Source organism: Flavobacterium luteolum (genome assembly GCF_027111275.1).
GTDB lineage: Bacteria > Bacteroidota > Bacteroidia > Flavobacteriales > Flavobacteriaceae > Flavobacterium > Flavobacterium luteolum.
In genome coordinates this window covers 4,882,028-4,902,935 of sequence record NZ_CP114286.1, presented here as the reverse complement: position 1 = coordinate 4,902,935, position 20,908 = coordinate 4,882,028, and the positions used below count along the sequence as shown (strand labels likewise).

The window sequence follows — 20,908 nt, the reverse complement described above, 5'->3', positions numbered from 1 at the left end:
TTATTTTTTTAAGAATCTATTGTTTTTCTGAGACTCGACTTGTTCTTTTGTGTATTCGGTTTTTATTACTTCTTTTTTAGCTGGATCACTTAAATACATATAACGCTCTCCGATAATATTTCCACTTACATCAAAAGCAGTTTTGCCATAGACAGAAGTTTTTTCTATAACTTCATTAAGAACCAAAGTATTCTCTTTTGTAAGCAGAGCATATTCTTTTTGATTATCCTCTATTCTAAAGTTTTCTAGTTTTAACTTTCCGTCATTGTCGTAAAGGTTAAAATTCAAAGTAAAATCTGCAGGTCTTTTATGCGTTAAAAAAAGAAACTTATCTTGCGTTTTATCTAGCTTCACAACTATATAACTAACATCTTGTAAAAAATCTGTTCTTAACTTTCCATTAAAATCGCAAAGAGCTCCTTTACTTGAATTACTTGTCTGACAACCTGGACCTTTGCATGGAATACTTACATTAAAAAAAGTGTCTCTTGCATCATACATATACTCTTTTTTAAAAACCATTGATCTTGGCATTTCATAATCGTATACAGTTATTAAATTCTCTGGAAATGTTGCAATAAAACTTGATTTTTGCAAATCATAAATCATTGATCCTCCATTATATAACTGAAGCACAAGCAAACGATCCTTATAAATCTTAATGTCTTCGATTTCTAGTTTAGCATCAAAAAGCACTTTTCCATCGTAGTAGACATTCTTGCAATACTTTGATTCGTCGTTACTTACGGTTTGACTTACTTGTCTAATTATTTTTTTTGTTTTATAGAAAATAGTCACATATTTATTGCCTAATTCAGATATCGAAGAAATACCATTGGCTCCTACTGAAATAGGAAGAATATTTTTGAAATTTGAATAATCAATAACCTCAATTATATCATTCTTTTTTGCTAAATAAGCAAAGGCATCCTTCTCTTCTTTAACTCTATAATACATTTTATCTATAGGTGAAATCTCATCATAGTTGTTTGGTATTAACTGTTTGTTTTCTTTAAAATCAAATATTCCAAACTGTTTACCATCTAAACTTGATCTCACACGGTTGTCTTTTACATAAACGTTATAATCATGCTTAAAGACTCTTTCCAATCCATGCTTAAATGGCTGTTTCAGCAAAGATTTACCTAATGTATCCAAAACTGTAAAATCTGTATCAGTATATGCTAATGCTTGTCCAACTTTGTTGAAATTTCCAATACGTTTATATGTAGCCGGTACTATTATTTCGCCACATGAATTAATTATACCAACCTTATCCGTACTGTCAAAAAAGCTATAAAACTCAAAAGGCTGATTCCATACTCCATTTGTGAAATTAAAATTGGTTTTGGTTCCAACATCTGGATTTTTAGCATCATGTATTTCAACATTCATACCTTCAAAAATCATATAACCACCACCATCATTACCGCTTCCTTTCACTGTTGATGTGAAAAATTTCCCGCAGTTTAATCCGCTTACAAATCCAGTTTTATTATTCTTCTTGTAAGAATAAACAATATCTCCGTTAGCATTTGCAATTTTAATATTTTCGGAATTATTCTTATCTTCCAAAAGAATGAAACCACTTTTTTTGACTTGCAGATTATACTCTTTTTTTAGATTCTCAATTTTTGCATTTTGAGAAAATGAAACTAAAGGCAATAGAAACAAAAATGATTTGTAAATTGTTTTTATCATTTTATTGAATAAGTTGGTTTTGGATTAGATTTTGGCTTTTGGTATTTTACTGTTTAATTTTAATTCTAAATTAATTATCGGTAACGCAACCTGTAGAAGCGCTTGATACTGATCTTGCATATTTAAGCAAAACCCCTCTGTCAACTTTTAACGCTGGTTGAACCCAAGCCGCTTTACGAGCTGCAAATTCTTCGTCAGAAATTTTTAAGTCAATTGTGTTTTTTACAGCATCAATAGCGATTATATCTCCATCTTTTACTAGTGCAATACCACCACCATCATAAGCTTCTGGTGTAACGTGTCCTACTACGAACCCGTGTGAGCCTCCAGAAAATCTACCGTCTGTGATTAGAGCACAAGTACTTCCTAATCCCGCTCCGATAATAGCAGATGTTGGTTTTAACATTTCTGGCATTCCTGGACCTCCTTTTGGTCCACAACCTCTAATTACAACTACATTACCTGGTTTAATTTTCCCGGCTTGAAGACCTGGAATTACTTCAAATTCGCCTTCAAATACAACCGCCGGCCCTTCAAAATACTCTCCTTCTTTTCCGCTGATTTTTGCAACAGCACCTTCAGAAGCAAGATTTCCGTATAAAACCTGAATATTTCCTGTTGGTTTTAATGCTTTTTGAATTTCATGAATTACTTCTTGTCCGTCTTGTAAATCTGGAGTTGAAGCTAAATTTTCGGCTACTGTTTTTCCTGTTACAGTTAAACAGTCTCCATGAATAAGCCCCACTTTCAGCAAGTATTTCATTACAGCAGGAATACCACCAACTTCATGAACATCTTCCATCATGTATTTACCACTTGGTTTCATGTCGGCCAAAACAGGAGTTCTGTCATTAATAGCCTGAAAATCATCCAAAGTTATTTTTATACCAACAGAATGTGCCATTGCAATTAAGTGCATAACAGCATTTGTAGAACCTCCTAAAACGGCTACAATTGTAATAGCATTTTCAAAAGCCTTACGAGTCATAATGTCTCTTGGCTTAATATCTTTTTCTAATAATATTTTAATAGCAGCTCCAGCAACAAGACATTCATCTCTTTTTTCTTGACTTAAAGCAGGGTTCGAAGAGCTGTATGGTAAACTCATTCCTAATGCTTCAATTGCAGATGACATTGTGTTTGCAGTATACATACCACCACAAGCACCAGCTCCTGGGCAAGCATTCTGGATAACACCTTTAAAATCTTCTGGAGTAATTTCTCCTTTTACTTTTTTTCCTAAAGCTTCAAAAGCAGAAACAATATTTAGTGATTCTCCTTTCCATTTTCCTGAATGAATAGATCCTCCATAAACCATAAGAGACGGACGATTTAATCTTCCCATTGCGATTAAAGCTCCAGGCATATTTTTATCACATCCAGGAATTGCAATAATACTGTCGTACCATTGTGCACCCGCAACTGTTTCGATAGAGTCTGCAATTACATCACGAGAAACTAGTGAATAACGCATACCTTCAGTTCCGTTAGAAATTCCGTCACTAACACCAATGGTATTAAAAATAAGTCCGACAAGATCTGCATCCCAAACACCTTTTTTAACATCTTTTGCTAAATCGTTCAAGTGCATGTTGCAAGTGTTACCATCGTAACCCATGCTCACAATACCAACTTGTGCTTTCTTTAAATCTTCTTCAGTTAAACCAATTCCGTACAACATCGCTTGTGCCGCTGGCTGTGTTTGATCTTGTGTGATGGTCTTGCTGTACTTATTTAATTCCATTATTGTTTTATTTATTTTTTATTTTAATTCAAAAAAAAACCTTCCAGTATTTGGAAGGTTTGTAATATAGTCTTTCAATTATATTTATAACATTCCCGATGCAGATGTGTGAATCACATTGACAACAACGACAGAAGTAATAATAATTGAGATTTGCATCATTTATTTTTTTTAGTGTCACAAAAGTAAGCAAACTTCTGGAAGTAAAAAAATAAAATCTCAACATTTCAAATACTTCTTGTTATTATATTCACATTTTAACAAAAAATATTAAACAATTGTAGATTGCCCAATACTAACATTGTCATTATTGAAATACAGCAAATCATCTTTGCTGAAAATAAAATTAGAAACAAACTCTCCTACTTCGTTAGTTCCAAACTTTGAATCTGGTTTCAAATCAACTGTAACTACTTTGTATTCAATTGCTTTTTCTACCGCTTTATAAATTACATGAGCTTCTTTAGTTAATCCAAAATGCTCTAACAAAAGCGCTGCCGCTAAAATCGAAGCAATCGGATTGGCAATATTTTTTCCTTTTGCCTGCGGATATGATCCGTGAATTGGCTCAAACAAAGCATTTTTTTCTCCTAAAGACACAGATGGCAATAAACCAATTGAACCTGTAATTACACTGGCTTCATCAGATAAAATATCTCCAAACAAGTTTTCAGTTAAAATCACATCAAACTGTTTCGGATTTAAGATTAACTGCATTGCTGCATTATCTACAAATAAGAAATCAAGCTTAACATCTGAATACTCTTCGCTCACTTTCTGAACTACTTTTCTCCATAATCTTGAAGTCTCCAAAACATTTGCTTTATCCACCATTGTTAGCTTTTTGCGTCGCTTTTGTGCTGATTGAAAAGCTAAATGAGCAATTCTGGTAATTTCTTCTTCTGAATATGCACATAAATCTGAAGCATGTGTTCCTTCTTCATTAAGTGTTTTTTCACCAAAATAAGCTCCACCAGTTAATTCTCTAAAAATGGTAAAATCAGCTCCTTCAATAATTTCTCTTTTTAAAGGAGAAGATTCAATTAAGGCTTTATAAGGTTTTATAGGACGAATATTAGCAAACAATCCTAATTCTTTTCGCAGTTTCAACAATCCTTGTTCCGGACGAACCTTTGCATTTGGGTTGTTATCATATTTAGGATCTCCAATCGCACCAAGTAAAACTGCATCAGTGTTTAAACACAGATTTAAAGTTTGTTCCGGTAACGGATTTCCTGTTTTATCGATAGCAACCGCTCCCATCAGCGCTTCTTCAAAAACAAATTCATGATTATACACTTCGCCAATGGCGTACATAGCTTTCTTAGCTTGTAATATTACTTCAGGTCCAATTCCATCTCCTGGTAAAACTGCAATTTTTAAATTCATAATCTCTCGCTATTTATGTCTTTAAATCCTTATTGTTCCTAGTTTATTTTTTAGATATTAACTTCTATTTTAGAAGCTTCTATAATTTGATGAATATCTGCATCTACAACTTCTTTTTTAATGTCAGCGAATTTCAAGAATTCGATGTAAACGATATCCAACTGTACTTTTGTCAATTCGTAACCTACTTTTTTGGCACGGTAAGCCAAAGCAGCTCTTCCGCTTCTTGCTGTCAAAATGATTGAAGATTCATTTACTCCGACGTCTAACGGATCCATGATTTCATAAGTTGCTCTGTTTTTGATTACACCATCTTGGTGAATTCCAGAACTGTGGGCAAAAGCATTTGCTCCAACAATCGCCTTATTTGGCTGTACAATCATTCCCATACTTTCAGAAACCAAACGGCTCATTTCGTTTAATTCTCTTGTATTGATGTTTGTATCTAAATTTAAGTAAGGATGTTGTTTAAAAATCATTACCACTTCTTCAAGTGCAGTGTTTCCAGCTCTTTCACCAATACCATTAATAGTACACTCTATTTGTCTTGCTCCATTTATAGCTCCTGCGATTGAGTTTGCAGTTGCCATTCCTAAATCATTATGACAGTGGCATGAAAGAATTACGTTTTCGATTCCTTTTACGTTTTCTTTTAAATATTTAATTTTTGCCCCGTATTCTTCTGGAAGACAGTATCCAGTAGTATCAGGAATATTCAATACAGTTGCTCCAGATTTAATAACTTCTTCACAAACTTTAGCTAAGAACGCATTGTCTGTTCTACCAGCATCTTCTGCGTAGAATTCTACATCTTCTACATAAGATTTAGCATGTGATACAGCAAATTTCGCTCTTGCAATAATATCTTCAGGCGTAGTTTGTAATTTGTGGAGTATATGAGATTCTGAAGTTCCGATTCCAGTATGGATTCTAGGTTTCTTAGCATGCTTTAAGGCAGCTGCTGCAACATCAATGTCATTTTTCACGGCTCTTGTTAGTCCGCAGACGGTTGCATTTTCTACAATTTTACAAATCTCAGAGACCGATAAAAAATCGCCTGGACTTGACACAGGAAAGCCTGCTTCGATAATGTCAACTCCCATTTTGTCTAGTCGTTCTGCGATAACTAATTTCTGTTTAGTATCTAACTTGCATCCTGGAACTTGTTCACCATCTCGCAATGTGGTGTCAAAAATTTGAACTTTCTCTCTATTCATATTCATTTATTTAATGTAATTTCACATCTTGATAACAAATATATATTGTACTATTACAGTATGAAATTCATTTTAATGAAATTATACTATTTATAAAACGTTTTATACCTTATTAACTAACTTATAATCAATAAGTTATATTATTATTTTTTACAATGGCTAACCATCAAAAAGATTTCTTATTTGTTCTAATCAAATCACTTTCGAAATCAGAAAAAAGGCAGTTTAAAATTTTTGCAAGCCGATTAGAAACGAGTTCAAACACAAAATTTATCGAATTATTCAATATTTTAGATAAATCTGAAGTTTACGATGAAAAACTCATTCTGAAAAGTGGTACAATCCAAAAAGTGCAGCTATCTAACTTAAAATCATACTTATACAAACAAATTCTTGTCAGTATAAGATTAAATATTCCTAGCCAGAATATTCGTTATCAGCTTCGCGAACAAATGGATTTTGCTGTTATTCTTTATAATAAAGGATTATACAAGCAGAGTTTGAAAATTCTAGACAAAACAAAACAGCAAGCTTTAGAGAATGACGAAAAATATATGGCGTATGAAATTGTTGAATTCGAAAAACTTATTGAATCGCAATATATCACACGAAGTATTCAAGGACGTGCTGACGAATTGGTTGTTCAGGCCAAAGAATTAAACTATAGAAATACGATTTCAAGCAAACTGTCTAATTTATCGCTTCAGCTATACGGAATCATGCTAAAAACTGGTTACGTAAAAAGTGACGAGGAGTACAAATATATAGACGACTATTTTAATAGACATATCTCAAAACTAGATGAAAGCAAATTTGGTTTCCGCGAGAAATACTGGTTTTATAACGCTAATCTTTGGCGAAGCTTTCTAGTTCAAGATTTCTTGGCGAGTTACAAGTTTGCCTATAAATGGGTTCAGCTTTTTTATGATAATCCAAATATGATTTATCTGAATCCAGTATTTTTCTTAAAAGGAAATCATTATTTTCTGGAATCGCTTTACATGTTGAAATACACATCAAATTTTAAAAGATATTTAAATCTTTTAGAAGAAACGATTACCGATCTTAAATTTCCAGTAAATGACAATCTTGCCTCACTGTCTTTTTTATATGTATACAACAACAAATTAAACCTACATATATTAGAAGGAACTTTTGCAGAAAGCGAATATTTGATTCCAGAGATTTTAAGCAAACTTAAATTACACAGTGAACATCTTGACGAACATCACGAAATGTTGTTTTTCTATAAAATTGCTTCTATTTATTTTGGTAACGAAAAATACAATGAATGCATTAATTATTTAGATAAGATCATCAACAATAAAAACTTGACGATGCGTGAAGATTTAATGTGTTTTGCAAGATTATTATCTCTGATTGCACATTATGAAATTGGAAAAGATTATTACTTAGAAAATCACCTAAAGAGCACCTATAAGTTTTTATTAAAAATGAACGACTTGCACGAAGTCCAAAAGGAGATTATTAAGTTTTTAAGAAATCTAAACAACTTCTATCCTGCTGATATTAAAAAGGAATTTAAAAAAATGCACGCCCGTTTCGTAGAACTTGAGAAAAACACTTACGAAAAAAGAGCTTTCTTATATCTTGATATTATTTCGTGGCTGGAAAGCAAAATCGAAAACAGAAAAATTGCTGATATTATAAAGGAGAAAGCTAAATTGAATAATCGATAGGTTTAAATCCCATAAAGAACTTCCAAATTCTAATAAAAAAAGCCTTTAAATTCAAGGTTTTTGTCATTTCGACAAAGGAGAAATCTTCATAAGTAGCTCCATAACGAAAGCCCAATATTTGTGGAGTTTCTTGCGAAGATTTCTCCTTCGTCGAAATGACATACTAAATACTAAAAACAACAAACCCGACAGGTTTTTAAAACCTGTCGGGTTTTAGAATCAAAAAAAATCCCAAACTCCAACGAAATTTGGAATTTGGGATTTTCTATATTGAAAATTAAAAAAAATTATTCGACTATATTAGAAGTTGTCACATAGAAATCTTTGTCTACTTCTAGTTTTCTATCTTCATTATCTGTTTTTACTGATTGCCATTCTGTGGTTGGTTTCAGCCAAGTTTCAACACCATTTAATTTTACTCTTACTGGCATATCAAATTTAGCAACACAGTTTGTCCAATGGTAGCCAAAAGTTCCATTTTTAAACATATATTCAAAAACCGGAATTTGAGTTGTAGTTAAATATTGAGCAAATACTCTGTTAAAATTAATTCCAGATTGTTCGTTAATATAATCCTGAATCTGCTTTCCTGTAACGGTTTGATGATAAAAAGTTTTATTCATACCTCTCAAAATCGATTTCCATTTTGCATCATCATTGATTACTTGACGAATCATATGAAGCATTGAAGCTCCTTTTGGATACATGTCGCCAGAACCTTCATTATTTACATCGTAATGACCAATAATTGGTTTATCATTCTGAATATTTTTTCTGCATCCAATTACGTATTCTGCACCAGCATCTTTTCCGTAATAATACTCCACAAAAAGACTTTCAGAATAGTTTGTAAAACTCTCATGAACCCACATATCTGCAATATCTTTGTACGTGATATTATTAGCATACCATTCGTGCCCAGATTCGTGAATGATGATAAAATCAAACTTTAATCCCCAACCTGTTCCGCTTAAGTCACGTCCTAAATAACCATTTTTATATTGATTTCCATAAGTTACAGAGCTTTGGTGTTCCATTCCTAAATATGGAACTTCAACTAATTTATAACTGTCTTCGTAGAAAGGATAAGAACCAAACCAGTTTTCAAAAGCTTTCAACATTCTAGGAGCATCTTTAAACTGCTCTTTTGCCAGAGCTAAATTGTCTTTTAATACATAATAATTACAATCTAAATTTCCTTTTTCGCCTTTAAAAACTTCTGAGAAATTAACGTAATCGCCAATATTAATATTTACTCCGTAATTGTTGATAGGATTTGAAACGTACCAGTTGAAAGTTTTACTTCCGTCTTTTTCTTTTTTAACACTTTGTAATCTTCCGTTTGAAACTTCCGTTAAGTCTCCAGGAACATTCACGCTGATTAACATATTTTCTACTTCATCATACATATGATCCTTGCAAGGCCACCAAACGCTCGCGCCTAAACCTTGACAAGATGTAGCAATAAAATCTTTTCCGTTTTTATCTTTTTTCCAAGAAAAACCACCGTCCCATGGTGCTTTAACAGCTTCTTTAGGTTTTCCGCTAAATGAAACTACAATCTCTTTTGTATCGCCAACTTTTTGTTTTTCGTTTAAAGTGATGAAAAATGCGTTTCTGTCTCTTTCAAACTTTAACTCTTTTCCGTTCTGCGTTACTTTGGTAATATTCATTGGTTGCTGCAAATCGATCTGCATACGGTTGTTTTCTGTTAAAACAGTGTAACGAACTGTATTAGAACCTGAAATTGACTTTTCTTTCGGATTCACTTTTATATCAAGGTGATAATATTTTAAATCCCACCATGCTCTCTCTTTTGTGATGCTTCCACGCAAAGTATCCTGATGCGTAAATACAGTTTCTGACTTATTTAAAAGTCCTTGAGCATTGGCACTAAAACCAACCAAAAAGGCGAAAACTACGCCACCAAAGTATTTTTTCATTATTTATAAATTTGAAATAATTAGGCAATTAAACCAGCTTAATCTTCAACAAATGTAAACATTCGAATTATTTTTTTTGAAAAATTATCATTTCAATATCAATAAACAGCGTCGAAATTGATTATTCTTCTCTATTTTAGTGCTCTCAAAATTTTAGATTTCATGTGTATGAGTTTGAATAAGCTGGTTTTCTTTTTAATTGTGATGTTTTCGATAGCTGCAAATTCACAAAACATTCCTGTCTATAAAACCAACAATAAAATAAGAATTGACGGTAATTTATCTGATTGGGATAAACCTTTTTTAGGCCCATTTGTGATTCATAATACAGAAGAAAAAGCCACTCAGAAAACCTTTGTCTCTCTTTTGTGGAATAATGAAAATCTTTACGTTGCTTTTAATTCTATTGATTCTAAAATTATTGGAACACAACAAACAAAAGACTCTCAAATATTTAATACCGATGATTTAGTTGAAATTTTCCTAGATCCCGATGGAGATAGCCAAAATTATATAGAAATTGGCGTAAATGCATTTTCTATAAACTACGATTTGCTTTTAAAATGTATTTCGCCAGAATGTGGAGGCTGGAATACTGCAATGGATTTTGACATTAAAGGCCTCGAATCTGTAAGTAAAATAACTCCCGAAGGATATGCTGTAGAAATTAAAATTCCTTTTTCGAGTCTTGAAAAAATTAAAAATGGAGGCTTTCAGAAGCCAAAAATTGGAACAAAATGGAAAGGAAATACTTTTAGGATTGATTACGGTAACACAACCGAATATCTTGCTTTACAGTCATATAAAACTTCAATTTTTGGATTTCATCAACCAACAGAATTTACTGCTTTTGAGTTTATGGAGTAAGTTTAGTTTGTTTCAGGTTTCAAGTTTCAGGTTATCCCATGGAACTTGAAACTTGAAACCAAATATTTTTATTTCTGGCGTCCTTTTAAAACTTCCACAACATCATTCAATTGATATCCTTTTGCTTGAAGCAGAATTAAATAATGAAACAATAAATCGGCGCTTTCGCTAAGGAATAAATCATCATTATCATCTTTAGCTTCAATTACCACTTCTACCGCTTCTTCACCTACTTTCTGAGCAATTTTATTGATTCCCTTTTCAAATAAAGAAGCCACATAACTTTTCTCAGAATCAGCGTTTTCTCTTCTGGTTTTAATCGTGTTTTCTAATTGTGAAATAAACCCATAATTTGCATCATTTGGTTCTTGCCAACACGTATCTGCACCTGTGTGGCATGTTGGTCCGACAGGTTTTGCCTGAATTAGTAATGTATCGCCATCACAGTCGTTTTTAATGCTGACTAAATTTAAAAAGTTACCACTCTCTTCGCCTTTTGTCCAAAGTCTTTGCTTGGAACGGCTGAAGAAAGTTACTTTTTGTGTTTCTATTGTCTTTTGAAGCGATTCTTCATTCATATAGCCCAGCATCAGAACATTTTTAGTTTCTGAATCCTGAATTATCGTGGGAATTAGTCCATGTGCGCTTTTGATATCGATTTCCATAATTTTATTCTAAAGTTGTAAAGTCCAAAGTCTTAAAGTCAAAACTATAATCGAACTTCAATATTATTATTTCTTAATTCTTGTTTCAATGCTTTGATTTCAATCTCTTTAAAGTGAAAAACACTTGCTGCTAAAGCCGCGTCTGCTTTTCCTTCTTTAAACGAATCAACAAAATGCTGGATATTTCCGGCTCCTCCAGAAGCAATAATCGGGATGTTTACCAATTCTGAAAGTTTAGCCAAAGCTTCGTTTGCAAAACCATTTTTAGTGCCGTCATTATCCATTGAAGTAAAAAGGATTTCTCCCGCACCACGTTCTGCCACTTCAACAGCCCAGTCGAATAAATTCAGTTCAGTTGGTACTTTTCCGCCAACTAAATGTACAATCCATTTTCCGTCGATTTGTTTAGCATCGATTGCAACTACAACACATTGGCTTCCAAACTTCTTAGCCAAATCATTGATTAACTGCGGATTTTTTACTGCCGATGAATTAATTGAGACTTTATCAGCTCCATTATTCAGAAGGATATCAACATCTTCTATAGATGAAATTCCACCACCAACCGTAAACGGAATATTGATTTTTTCTGCTACGCTTCGCACCATATTCACAAGTGTTTTGCGTCTTTCTTCTGTTGCCGAAATATCCAAGAAAACCAATTCATCTGCACCTTCAGCAGAATAAATTTCAGCCAATTCTACAGGATCGCCAGCATCGCGCAAATCAACGAAATTAACGCCTTTTACCGTTCTTCCGTTCTTTATATCCAAGCAAGGTATTATTCTTTTTGCTAACATTTATTTAATGTGTTAATTAGATAATTAGTCAATTAGATAATTTTCTGCATTTGCTAAATCATTATCTAATTATCAAATTTTCTCATTTACTAATTATAAAATTCTCTAATTGTTTCAAACTAATTCTTCCTTCGTAAATTGCTTTACCAATAATTGTTCCTTCGCAACCTAATTCGGCTAGTTTTGGTAATTCGTCGAAAGTTGAAATTCCGCCAGAAGCAATTAGTTTTACGTCTTTTGCTTCTCCTAAAATTTTACTGTAAAGATCAAAACTTGGCCCTTGAAGCATCCCATCTTTGGCAATATCAGTACAAATGACATACTGAATTCCTTTTGATTGATAATCTTGAATAAAAGGAACTAAATCTTCATTAGATTCTTCTAACCAACCAGAAACAGCAATTTTTTCATCTTTTGCATCAGCGCCCAAAATGATTTTCTCTGAACCATATTCTGAAATCCATTTTTCGAAAATTGCTCTGTTTTTTACAGCAATACTTCCGCCTGTAATTTGATTTGCACCACTTTCAAAAGCAATTCTCAAATCGTCATCAGACTTTAATCCGCCACCAAAATCAATTTTAAGGCTTGTTTGAGTTGCAATTTGTTCTAATATCTTATAATTGACAATTTTGCTTGATTTTGCACCGTCAAGATCTACTAAGTGCAGATATTCGATTCCATGTGCTTCAAATGATTTCGCCACTTCAAGCGGATTTTCATTGTAAATTATCTTAGTATCATAATCACCTTTGGACAAACGAACGCATTTTCCTTCAATGATATCTATGGCTGGTATTATTCTCATTTTATTTTTAGTCTTAAAGTTTGAAAGTCTAAAGTCTTAAAGTCTTTTTGATTCTTAAAAATTGGTATTTTGATTGATATTGATTTTTGATATTTAAATTGGCATTTTTAAAAAATTACCTAGAATCTTTTCTCCAACATCGCCACTTTTTTCTGGGTGAAACTGAGTTCCGTAAAAATTATCTTTTTGCAAAGCCGATGCGTATTCAACATCGTAATTTGTTGTGGCGATAGATTCCTTGCAATTGGGTGCATAAAAACTATGAACCAAATACATAAATTCATTCTCAGAAATATCTTTAAACAAATCGGTTTTTAAATCATAAATTTGATTCCATCCCATTTGAGGCACTTTTACATTGCTTGAAAATTTCAAAACATCCACATCAAAAATCCCAAGACCTTTTGTATTTCCTTCTTCTGTTTTATTACACATTAATTGCATTCCGAGGCAAATTCCCAAAACTGGCTGTTTCAATTGCGGAATCAAACTATACAAACCACTTTCACGAAGTTTTTCCATCGCCGAACTCGCCTCGCCCACGCCAGGAAAAATCACTTTATCAGCAGCTTTTATTTCGTCTGGATTATTACTCAAAATGGCTTTAAAACCCAATCTTTCAATAGCAAACATAATGCTCTGAATATTTCCTGCTCCGTAATTTATAATTACTATTTTCATTTAATTTTAGTCTTAAAGTCTAAAGTCTAAAGTCTTAAAGTCGCTCTTTGATATCCATAATTTGAAATCTTTCGACTTTATGACTTTTAACTTTCGACTCAATTAAAGCATTCCTTTCGTCGAAGGTAAAATCATTTTTTCGGTATCTCTTTTTACGGCTACCTTTATCGCTTTTGCGAAAGCTTTAAAGATCGCCTCGATTTTATGATGCTCGTTGATTCCTTCTGCTTTTATGTTTAAGTTGGCTTTTGCACCGTCTGTAAACGATTTGAAGAAGTGATAAAACATTTCTGTTGGCATTTTACCAACCATTTCACGTTTGAATTCCGTTTCCCAAATCAGCCAGTTTCTTCCACCAAAGTCAATTGCTGCTTGCGCTAAACAATCATCCATTGGAAGACAGAATCCGTAACGCTCAATTCCTAATTTGTTTCCTAGTGCTTTCGCGAAAACTTCTCCCAAAGCAATAGCAGTATCTTCGATGGTGTGATGCTCATCTACTTCTAAATCTCCTTTTACAGTGATTTCCAGATCCATTTGACCATGACGTGAGATTTGGTCTAACATGTGGTCAAAAAAGGCAATTCCGGTGTCTATTTTGCTTTTTCCTGTTCCATCAAGATTTAGATTGATATAAATATCCGTTTCGTTAGTTTTTCTTGTAATTGATGCTGAACGAGCTTCTAACTTCAAAAACTCATAGATTTTCTTCCAATCCATCGTTTGTAGAGCAATTGTTTCGTTCAATTCTTCACGTTTAGCTGAAATTTCATTGCTTCCTGCACCATCCGTATCATTCATGAAAATGGCTTTTGCACCCAGATTTTTAGCCAATTCTACATCAGTTAAACGATCTCCTAAAACAAAAGAATTCTCTAAATCGTATTCTGGATTATTTAGGTATTTAGTTAGCATTCCTGTTCTTGGCTTACGTGTTGGCGCATTTTCCTCTGGAAAAGTTCTATCTACGAAAATTTCATCAAAAACAACTCCTTCATTTTCAAAAGCTTTTAGAATAAAATTCTGTGTTGGCCAAAATGTATCTTCAGGAAAACTATCAGTTCCTAATCCGTCCTGATTGGTTACCATTGCCAATTCGTAATCTAATTCGCTTGCAATTTTAGCCAAATATTGAAATGCTTTTGGATAAAATTCCAGTTTATTCAAGCTGTCTAATTGGTAATTTTCAGGTTCTAAAACGATCGTCCCGTCACGATCGATAAAAAGTACTTTTTTCATATTTTTTTGTTTTGCCACAGATTAAAAGGATTAAAATAATTTCCTTTTGCCACGAATTACACAAATTTCACTAATTCAGTTCGTGTAAATTCGTGTAATTCGTGGCAAAAAAATCAAACACAAACAGAATAAAAAATCCTTTTAATCTGTATAATCTGTGGCTATATTTTTTAATTCAACAATTTTAATTCTCTAATTACAACAGCGTTTTCTTCTTTTGTTCCAATTGTAAAACGAAGACAATTTTCGCATAAAGGTTGTGTAGTTCGGTTTCTAATCACAATTCCTTTTTCGATTAATTGATCGTATCTTTTGTCCGCATCATCCACTTTTGCTAATATAAAATTAGCTTCTGTTGGATATACTTTTTCAACAAAACTTACCTCAAGTAAAACTTTAAGTAATTCTTCTCTTTGCTCAATAATAGAGGCTATTTCTTGCTTAATTTTTTCTGAATCTTTTAATCGCTCTTTCGCTCTTTGCTGCGTTAATTCGTTTACGTTATAAGGCGGTTTAATTTTATTTAAAACCGAAATAACAGCTTCAGAAGCATAACAGATTCCTAAACGAATTCCAGCTAAACCATAAGCTTTAGAAAGTGTTTGTGTAATCACCAAATTTGGGTATTCATCTATTTCTGTCAGCCAGCTTTCTTTATTTGAGAAATCAATATAAGCTTCATCAATTACGACTAAACCTTTGAAATTTTGAAGTAATTTCACTACGCTTTCGTCTGAGAATGAATTTCCAGTTGGATTGTTTGGCGAGCATAAAAAGATGATTTTTGTATTTTCATCAACCGCTTCTAAAATCTTTTCAACTTGAGGCTGAAAATCCGTTGCCAACAGAACTTCTCTGTTTTCTACAGCATTGATATTTGCTAAAACACCATACATTCCGTATGTTGGAGGCAGAGAAATAATATTGTCTTTTTTCGGTTCACAGAAAGCTCTAAAAAGCAAATCTAAAACTTCGTCACTTCCATTTCCCAGCAAAATCTGACTTTGCTTCGTATTATTGTTTTTAGCCAAAATCGCTTTAACTGAGTTTTGCTGCGGATCTGGATAACGGTTTACTCCATTTTGAAACGGATTTTCATTGGCATCCAAAAAAATCATTTCGGCTGTATCAAAATCTTCAAACTCATCTCTTGCAGAAGAATAGGGTTTTAAAGATTTTACATTTTCACGTGTAATTGTATTTATATCGAATTTCATTTTTTTTTATCTTTTTTGAGAAGAAAGAATCAAGATGAAAGACAAAAGATTTCTATCATGCTGTTTTCTTTGTCCTTGCTTCTTGCTTCTTGCTTCTTGCCTCTTTCTTAATCTAAACTCTTCAACCTTAATGTCACAGCATTTTTATGCGCATGTAATCCTTCGGCTTCAGCCATTAACTCTATTGCTTTTCCAATGTTTTGAATTCCTTTTTCTGAAATCTTTTGAAAAGTCATCGATTTCATAAAACTGTCCAGATTTACGCCGCTATAATTCTTAGCATAGCCATTTGTAGGCAAAGTATGATTGGTTCCTGACGCGTAATCTCCTGCACTTTCTGGCGTATAATTTCCGATGAAAACAGAACCTGCATTTACGATTCCGTTACAATAGAAATCATCATATTCTGAACAGATAATAAAATGCTCAGGCCCGTATTCATTAATTAAATCTAAAGCAATCTGATCATTTTCAACATAAATTAATTTCGAATTCTCAATCGCTTTTTCTGCAATGGCTTTTCTTGGAAGCACTTCTAATTGAGACTGAACCTCTTTTTCGACTTCATCAATTAGCTTTCTTGAAGTCGAAACTAAAATTACCTGACTGTCAGTTCCATGCTCAGCCTGAGACAATAAATCTGAAGCCACAAAAGCAGGAACAGCAGAGTCGTCTGCCACAATTAACAATTCTGAAGGACCGGCAGGCATATCGATTGCAACTCCAAACTGAGTTGCCAATTGTTTTGCTACGGTTACAAACTGATTTCCTGGTCCGAAAATTTTATACACTTTTGGAATAGATTGTGTACCGAAAGTCATTCCTGCAATTGCTTGAATTCCACCAACTTTCAAAATTTTAGTTACACCACATAAATTTGCGGCATATAAAATTGCGGGATTAATTTTTCCTTTTTTATCTGGAGGAGAGCACAATACAATTTCTTTACAACCCGCAATTTCTGCTGGAACCGCAAGCATTAAAACAGTTGAAAACAATGGTGCTGTACCACCTGGAATGTATAAACCAATTTTCTGAATTGGTCTTTTTTCCTGCCAGCAATTTACCCCATCAATAGTTTCAACAGAAACGCGATCTGTTTTTTGAGCGTTATGGAAGTTATAAATATTGTTTTTTGCTAGTTCGATCGCTTCTTTCAATTCAATCGGAATCAGACTAATTGCTTCTTCAATTTCTGCTTGAGAAACGTCATAGTTCTCTAACGAAATTCCGTCAAAAATTGAAGTATATTTTGCCACAGCTTCATCTCCTTTTCTTTGAACTTCTTTAAAGATTTCTTTTACTGTAACTTCAATATCATCAACAGTTTGTGTTGGTCTTTTTAATATTTCTGACCAGATTTCTGGTTTTGGATTATCTATTTTATTCATGCCTTTATTTTTTTTACCGCAAAGGGCGCAAGGTTTTATTATTCTCTTTGTCTTGAAAAATGCTAAGTTCGCAAAGCAGTATCTACAGTTTGGAATTTGGAATTTTCATATTGGAACTTCTATTTTTATAGCACCATTTTCTCAATTGGACAAACTAGAATTCCTTCTGCTCCTACTTCTTTCAATTGATCTATTACATCCCAGAAAGTATCTTTATCGATTACAGAGTGTACACTGCTCCAGCCTTCTTGAGCCAAAGGAAGAACTGTCAAACTTCTAAGAACTGGAAGGATTTTTCCAACGGCTTCAATTTTATCATTTGGAACATTCATTAAAATATACTTTGAATTTCTAGCTCTTAAAACTGCCTGAATTCTGAATTTTAAAGTATCGATGTGTTTTTGGATTTCAGGAGAAACTTTTGGAGAAACTGCTAAAACTGCCTCACTTTTCAAAATAACTTCAACTTCTTTCAAGTTATTTTTAAACAAAGTGCTTCCGCTTGAAACGATATCTACAATAGCATCTGCAAGTCCGATATTTGGTGCGATTTCTACAGAACCTGAAATTTGGTGAATATCAACACTTAAACCAAATTTACTGAAATATTCGTTAACTGTATTTGGATAAGAAGTAGCAATACGAAGTCCAGCTAAATCCTGAACCGAATTGTATTCGAAAGTTTTAGGAACTGCTACAGAAACTTTACATTTTGAGAATCCAAGCTTCTGAACCACTTCAATTCCTTTTCCTTTCTCTACCAAAAGATTATCGCCAACAATGGCTAAATCTACTACTCCATCAATCAAGTATTGAGGGATATCTGAATTTCTAAGATATAAAACTTCAAGAGGAAAATTTGAAGCTTCAGCTTTTAATTGATCGATTCCGTTATTGATTGAAATACCGCAGTCTTTTAGAATTTGAATGCTGTCTTCGTTTAAACGACCCGATTTTTGAATTGCAATTTTTAAAGTACTCATTTTTTTAGTTGTTTGTTGGATTAATAGTTTGAGTACAAAGAGAGCTTGAATTAAAAAACCCGTTTGATGTACTCAAACGGGTTTTAAAATATGATGATTTACATGCATACCATTAACACATCGCTTGAGAGCAATAATGTAAATGATGATGATGTAATTGAATTGAAATCATGATTTGTTTTGTTTTTTTACTTCTTTGATTCGGTTGCAAATATACTAGATAAAATAATTAAAAAGCAATTTTTATTTTAACTTAACGATAGTTTATTGTTAAAAATCGCCACAGACAGCATTATGCTTAAGAATTTTAAAATTACTTTAACGAATTATCATATTCATCAAAAACCAATAGAACTTTCGTTCCTTTTCCTATTTCACTTTCAATTTTAAATTTAATCTTAAGCAGATCGGTCATTCGTTTCACAATAAACAATCCAAGTCCAGTTCCTTTAATTTCAGCATGATTCAGTGAATCTGATCTGAAAAAAGGATTCAAAATTGATTCAAGATCTTTTTTTGCAATTCCGATACCATGATCTGAAATATTACATATAATCTTTTGGTTTTCTCTTGATAATGATATCGTAACTTTACTATCTGGTTTTGAATACTTTACAGCATTTGAAATAATATTTCGAAGAATAGTTATCACTAAATAGTTATCAGAATAAATATAAAACTCTTCCGAAGCCTCTAATATTACATTAATTCTTCCCGTTTTAATTTTTTCTGCATTCAATTTCAAAACATCTAAAACTACCGCATTCAAATAGACATTTTCTTTATGAATATTTTGTTTTTGGTTCTCAAAACGAGCCATCAAAAGCAGCTGATCAACAAGCGAATTCAAGTGGTCAACTTCATTAATACAATAATTAATTTTTTCTTCGTACTCTTTATTATCTCTAGGTTTACGTATCAACACTTCAAGTGTTCCTTTAATAACGGTAAGAGGAGTTCTTAACTCATGAGACGCATCCGAAGTGAATTGTTTTTCGCGTTCAATTGCCTCTTCGATTCGATTCAAAAGACTATTTATTGTTTTAGAAAGTACAAACAATTCGTCTCTTGTTTTAGGGATCGGAATTCGTGCTTTTAAATTGTCTTTTGTAATGATTTTAGAGGTCTGAATAATATTATTTATTGGTCTTATACTTCTTCCCGCATAAAATCTCGCTAAGAAAAACAAAATAAGCAGAATAATAGGAAAGGTAATCAATAAAGTATCCATCAGATTATCCAAAACTTTTGAAGAATCAGAAAGCGACATTGCAATTATCAAATAACCCACTTTCTTAGATTGCACATGAAGCGGCACCTGTGTCTGGCGAATTTTATTCCCTAATAATTTCGTATCAAAAGGATGAAAATGCTCTTTCCTTTCATGAAAAACAAGTTTCTCATTTTTTAAATTAGGAGATTTTTCGATAATTTTTTTGTTCAAATCCAAAAATTGGACAAAAATGGGATTTACATCGACTGAATTGTGTTCTCTTTCCTCCCACTCTTCGGCATCCATAAAAATAACAGCACCTTTTTCTATTCTTAGCTCTTTTAAATGATCCTGAATTTCTATATTAAGATTTTCATCGATATGGTTGTAAACCGTTAGTTTGACAATAAAGTAGATAGCAGAAAAGACCGCCAAAACCAAAAGCCCTGTTCCTACAATATAATTTAAGGCAATTCTATTTTTAAAGGATAATGATGTCATCTTATTAATCATTGGCGATATATCCAATGCCTCGAATCGTTTTTATATAATCTTCTTCAATTTTAAGGTTTAGTTTTTTTCGAATTGCATTCATAAAAACATCAATAACGCCAGTGTCATATTCAAAATTGATTTCCCAAACATCACTCAAAATCTGATTTCTTGTGCAAACTTTTCCTTTATGTTCTATTAAATAAGCCAACAGCTCAAATTCGCGCTGAGTCAGTGATATTTCTTCTTCACCTTTTAATACAATATGCCTCGACAAATCCATTGTAATATTGCCAAGTGTCAAAGTTTCAATCTTTTTTTTGTTTCTAAAGTGAACTTTAATACGCTCCACCAATTCTTCAAAACTAAAAGGCTTTTTGATATAATCGTTTGCTCCAGCTTTTAAACCTTCTATGGTTTCCTGAACAGTATCTTTGGCAGTCAAGAAAATGATTGGCGTAGTCTGGTCTTTAATTCGAATAGCTTTACAAAGATCAAGACCGTTAATTTTAGGCAACATCCAATCTAAAAGAATCAAATCAAACTTTTGCTCCTGAACCAGCTCAAAGCCTTTAGAACCATCGGCAGCTGTGGTAATTTGATAACCTTCTTCTTGTAAACCTTGTTTTAGAAATTGGACGATACCTACTTCGTCTTCCACTATTAAAATATGCATTTACTATATCATTTTTAAAATTTGAATTCCATTTTTTCAACCCAAAGATAGAGAATTTAGCCCTCAGAAATAATGCTAAGCTCCAATAAATAAAGAAAATATGCATCTTAAGCAAACTTTAAGTTAATGTTAAGTAAGGTAAAAGTTGAACTTAATCTGGCATTAATGATTCGAAAGTAATT

17 protein-coding genes are annotated in these 20,908 nt (G+C 32.7%); 2 read left to right on the top strand and 15 right to left on the bottom strand.

The genetic code is table 11. From position 1 onward, the window contains the following. From OZP10_RS20830 to OZP10_RS20815, 4 genes are all read right to left on the bottom strand, one after another. Entirely contained in the window at positions 1-1,701 is a 1,701-nt protein-coding gene (locus OZP10_RS20830; protein WP_281632587.1) for a hypothetical protein, read from the bottom strand. A gap of 70 nt (positions 1,702-1,771) precedes the next feature. Continuing rightward, a complete protein-coding gene (gene ilvD / locus OZP10_RS20825; RefSeq protein WP_281632586.1) occupies positions 1,772-3,445 on the bottom strand; it encodes a dihydroxy-acid dehydratase in 1,674 nt (557 codons plus the stop codon). A gap of 270 nt (positions 3,446-3,715) precedes the next feature. Beyond that, a complete protein-coding gene (leuB, locus tag OZP10_RS20820; RefSeq protein ID WP_281632585.1) occupies positions 3,716-4,834 on the bottom strand; it encodes a 3-isopropylmalate dehydrogenase in 1,119 nt (372 codons plus the stop codon). A 50-nt stretch (positions 4,835-4,884) separates the two neighbouring features. Further along, positions 4,885-6,051 (bottom strand): 2-isopropylmalate synthase, encoded by a 1,167-nt coding sequence (locus tag OZP10_RS20815; protein ID WP_111378209.1) that lies wholly within the window; start codon positions 6,049-6,051, stop codon positions 4,885-4,887. A gap of 155 nt (positions 6,052-6,206) precedes the next feature. Here OZP10_RS20815 and OZP10_RS20810 point away from each other — a divergent pair, with 155 nt between their 5' ends. Further along, positions 6,207-7,751: a hypothetical protein gene (locus tag OZP10_RS20810; RefSeq protein ID WP_281632584.1), complete on the top strand. Its 1,545-nt coding sequence runs from the start codon at positions 6,207-6,209 to the stop codon at positions 7,749-7,751. 287 nt (positions 7,752-8,038) lie between these two features. Here OZP10_RS20810 and OZP10_RS20805 read toward each other — a convergent pair whose 3' ends face one another. After that, a complete protein-coding gene (locus tag OZP10_RS20805; RefSeq protein ID WP_281632583.1) occupies positions 8,039-9,694 on the bottom strand; it encodes a M1 family metallopeptidase in 1,656 nt (551 codons plus the stop codon). A 168-nt stretch (positions 9,695-9,862) separates the two neighbouring features. Here OZP10_RS20805 and OZP10_RS20800 point away from each other — a divergent pair, with 168 nt between their 5' ends. Further along, a complete protein-coding gene (locus OZP10_RS20800; protein ID WP_281632582.1) occupies positions 9,863-10,561 on the top strand; it encodes a carbohydrate-binding family 9-like protein in 699 nt (232 codons plus the stop codon). 68 nt (positions 10,562-10,629) lie between these two features. Here the strand turns inward: OZP10_RS20800 and hisIE are convergent, their stop codons facing one another. The 10 genes from hisIE to OZP10_RS20750 all read right to left on the bottom strand — a co-directional run bounded on the left by hisIE (position 10,630) and on the right by OZP10_RS20750 (position 20,726). Continuing rightward, entirely contained in the window at positions 10,630-11,226 is a 597-nt protein-coding gene (gene hisIE / locus OZP10_RS20795; RefSeq protein WP_281632581.1) for a bifunctional phosphoribosyl-AMP cyclohydrolase/phosphoribosyl-ATP diphosphatase HisIE, read from the bottom strand. A 44-nt stretch (positions 11,227-11,270) separates the two neighbouring features. Further along, positions 11,271-12,026 carry an imidazole glycerol phosphate synthase subunit HisF gene (gene hisF / locus OZP10_RS20790; protein WP_281632580.1) on the bottom strand — a complete coding sequence of 252 codons (756 nt, stop codon included), beginning with the start codon at positions 12,024-12,026 and terminating at the stop codon, positions 11,271-11,273. Positions 12,027-12,108: 82 nt separating this feature from the next. Further along, positions 12,109-12,834, bottom strand: coding sequence for a 1-(5-phosphoribosyl)-5-[(5-phosphoribosylamino)methylideneamino]imidazole-4-carboxamide isomerase (gene hisA / locus OZP10_RS20785; RefSeq protein WP_281632579.1), 726 nt, complete (start codon positions 12,832-12,834; stop codon positions 12,109-12,111). A 93-nt stretch (positions 12,835-12,927) separates the two neighbouring features. Beyond that, entirely contained in the window at positions 12,928-13,515 is a 588-nt protein-coding gene (hisH, locus tag OZP10_RS20780; protein WP_281632578.1) for an imidazole glycerol phosphate synthase subunit HisH, read from the bottom strand. Positions 13,516-13,617: 102 nt separating this feature from the next. Further along, positions 13,618-14,754: a bifunctional histidinol-phosphatase/imidazoleglycerol-phosphate dehydratase HisB gene (gene hisB / locus OZP10_RS20775; protein WP_281632577.1), complete on the bottom strand. Its 1,137-nt coding sequence runs from the start codon at positions 14,752-14,754 to the stop codon at positions 13,618-13,620. A gap of 170 nt (positions 14,755-14,924) precedes the next feature. Further along, positions 14,925-15,971 (bottom strand): histidinol-phosphate transaminase, encoded by a 1,047-nt coding sequence (gene hisC, locus OZP10_RS20770; RefSeq protein ID WP_281632576.1) that lies wholly within the window; start codon positions 15,969-15,971, stop codon positions 14,925-14,927. Positions 15,972-16,078: 107 nt separating this feature from the next. After that, positions 16,079-17,362, bottom strand: coding sequence for a histidinol dehydrogenase (gene hisD / locus OZP10_RS20765; RefSeq protein ID WP_281632575.1), 1,284 nt, complete (start codon positions 17,360-17,362; stop codon positions 16,079-16,081). A 125-nt stretch (positions 17,363-17,487) separates the two neighbouring features. Beyond that, entirely contained in the window at positions 17,488-18,345 is an 858-nt protein-coding gene (gene hisG, locus OZP10_RS20760; RefSeq protein ID WP_281632574.1) for an ATP phosphoribosyltransferase, read from the bottom strand. A gap of 313 nt (positions 18,346-18,658) precedes the next feature. Then, on the bottom strand, positions 18,659-20,059 hold the full coding sequence (locus OZP10_RS20755) for a sensor histidine kinase (protein WP_281632573.1): 1,401 nt from the start codon (positions 20,057-20,059) through the stop codon (positions 18,659-18,661). A gap of 4 nt (positions 20,060-20,063) precedes the next feature. Further along, positions 20,064-20,726 (bottom strand): response regulator transcription factor, encoded by a 663-nt coding sequence (locus OZP10_RS20750; RefSeq protein ID WP_281632572.1) that lies wholly within the window; start codon positions 20,724-20,726, stop codon positions 20,064-20,066. Positions 20,727-20,908: the final 182 nt, after the last annotated feature.

Bases quoted from the DNA above. Each gene is read 5' to 3' on its own strand.
- OZP10_RS20830 (WP_281632587.1), bottom strand. From the start codon at position 1,701: ATGATAAAAACAATTTACAAATCATTTTTGTTTCTATTGCCTTTAGTT.
- ilvD (WP_281632586.1), bottom strand. From the start codon at position 3,445: ATGGAATTAAATAAGTACAGCAAGACCATCACACAAGATCAAACACAG.
- leuB (WP_281632585.1), bottom strand. From the start codon at position 4,834: ATGAATTTAAAAATTGCAGTTTTACCAGGAGATGGAATTGGACCTGAA.
- OZP10_RS20815 (WP_111378209.1), bottom strand. From the start codon at position 6,051: ATGAATAGAGAGAAAGTTCAAATTTTTGACACCACATTGCGAGATGGT.
- OZP10_RS20810 (WP_281632584.1), top strand. From the start codon at position 6,207: ATGGCTAACCATCAAAAAGATTTCTTATTTGTTCTAATCAAATCACTT.
- OZP10_RS20805 (WP_281632583.1), bottom strand. From the start codon at position 9,694: ATGAAAAAATACTTTGGTGGCGTAGTTTTCGCCTTTTTGGTTGGTTTT.
- OZP10_RS20800 (WP_281632582.1), top strand. From the start codon at position 9,863: ATGAGTTTGAATAAGCTGGTTTTCTTTTTAATTGTGATGTTTTCGATA.
- hisIE (WP_281632581.1), bottom strand. From the start codon at position 11,226: ATGGAAATCGATATCAAAAGCGCACATGGACTAATTCCCACGATAATT.
- hisF (WP_281632580.1), bottom strand. From the start codon at position 12,026: ATGTTAGCAAAAAGAATAATACCTTGCTTGGATATAAAGAACGGAAGA.
- hisA (WP_281632579.1), bottom strand. From the start codon at position 12,834: ATGAGAATAATACCAGCCATAGATATCATTGAAGGAAAATGCGTTCGT.
- hisH (WP_281632578.1), bottom strand. From the start codon at position 13,515: ATGAAAATAGTAATTATAAATTACGGAGCAGGAAATATTCAGAGCATT.
- hisB (WP_281632577.1), bottom strand. From the start codon at position 14,754: ATGAAAAAAGTACTTTTTATCGATCGTGACGGGACGATCGTTTTAGAA.
- hisC (WP_281632576.1), bottom strand. From the start codon at position 15,971: ATGAAATTCGATATAAATACAATTACACGTGAAAATGTAAAATCTTTA.
- hisD (WP_281632575.1), bottom strand. From the start codon at position 17,362: ATGAATAAAATAGATAATCCAAAACCAGAAATCTGGTCAGAAATATTA.
- hisG (WP_281632574.1), bottom strand. From the start codon at position 18,345: ATGAGTACTTTAAAAATTGCAATTCAAAAATCGGGTCGTTTAAACGAA.
- OZP10_RS20755 (WP_281632573.1), bottom strand. From the start codon at position 20,059: ATGACATCATTATCCTTTAAAAATAGAATTGCCTTAAATTATATTGTA.
- OZP10_RS20750 (WP_281632572.1), bottom strand. From the start codon at position 20,726: ATGCATATTTTAATAGTGGAAGACGAAGTAGGTATCGTCCAATTTCTA.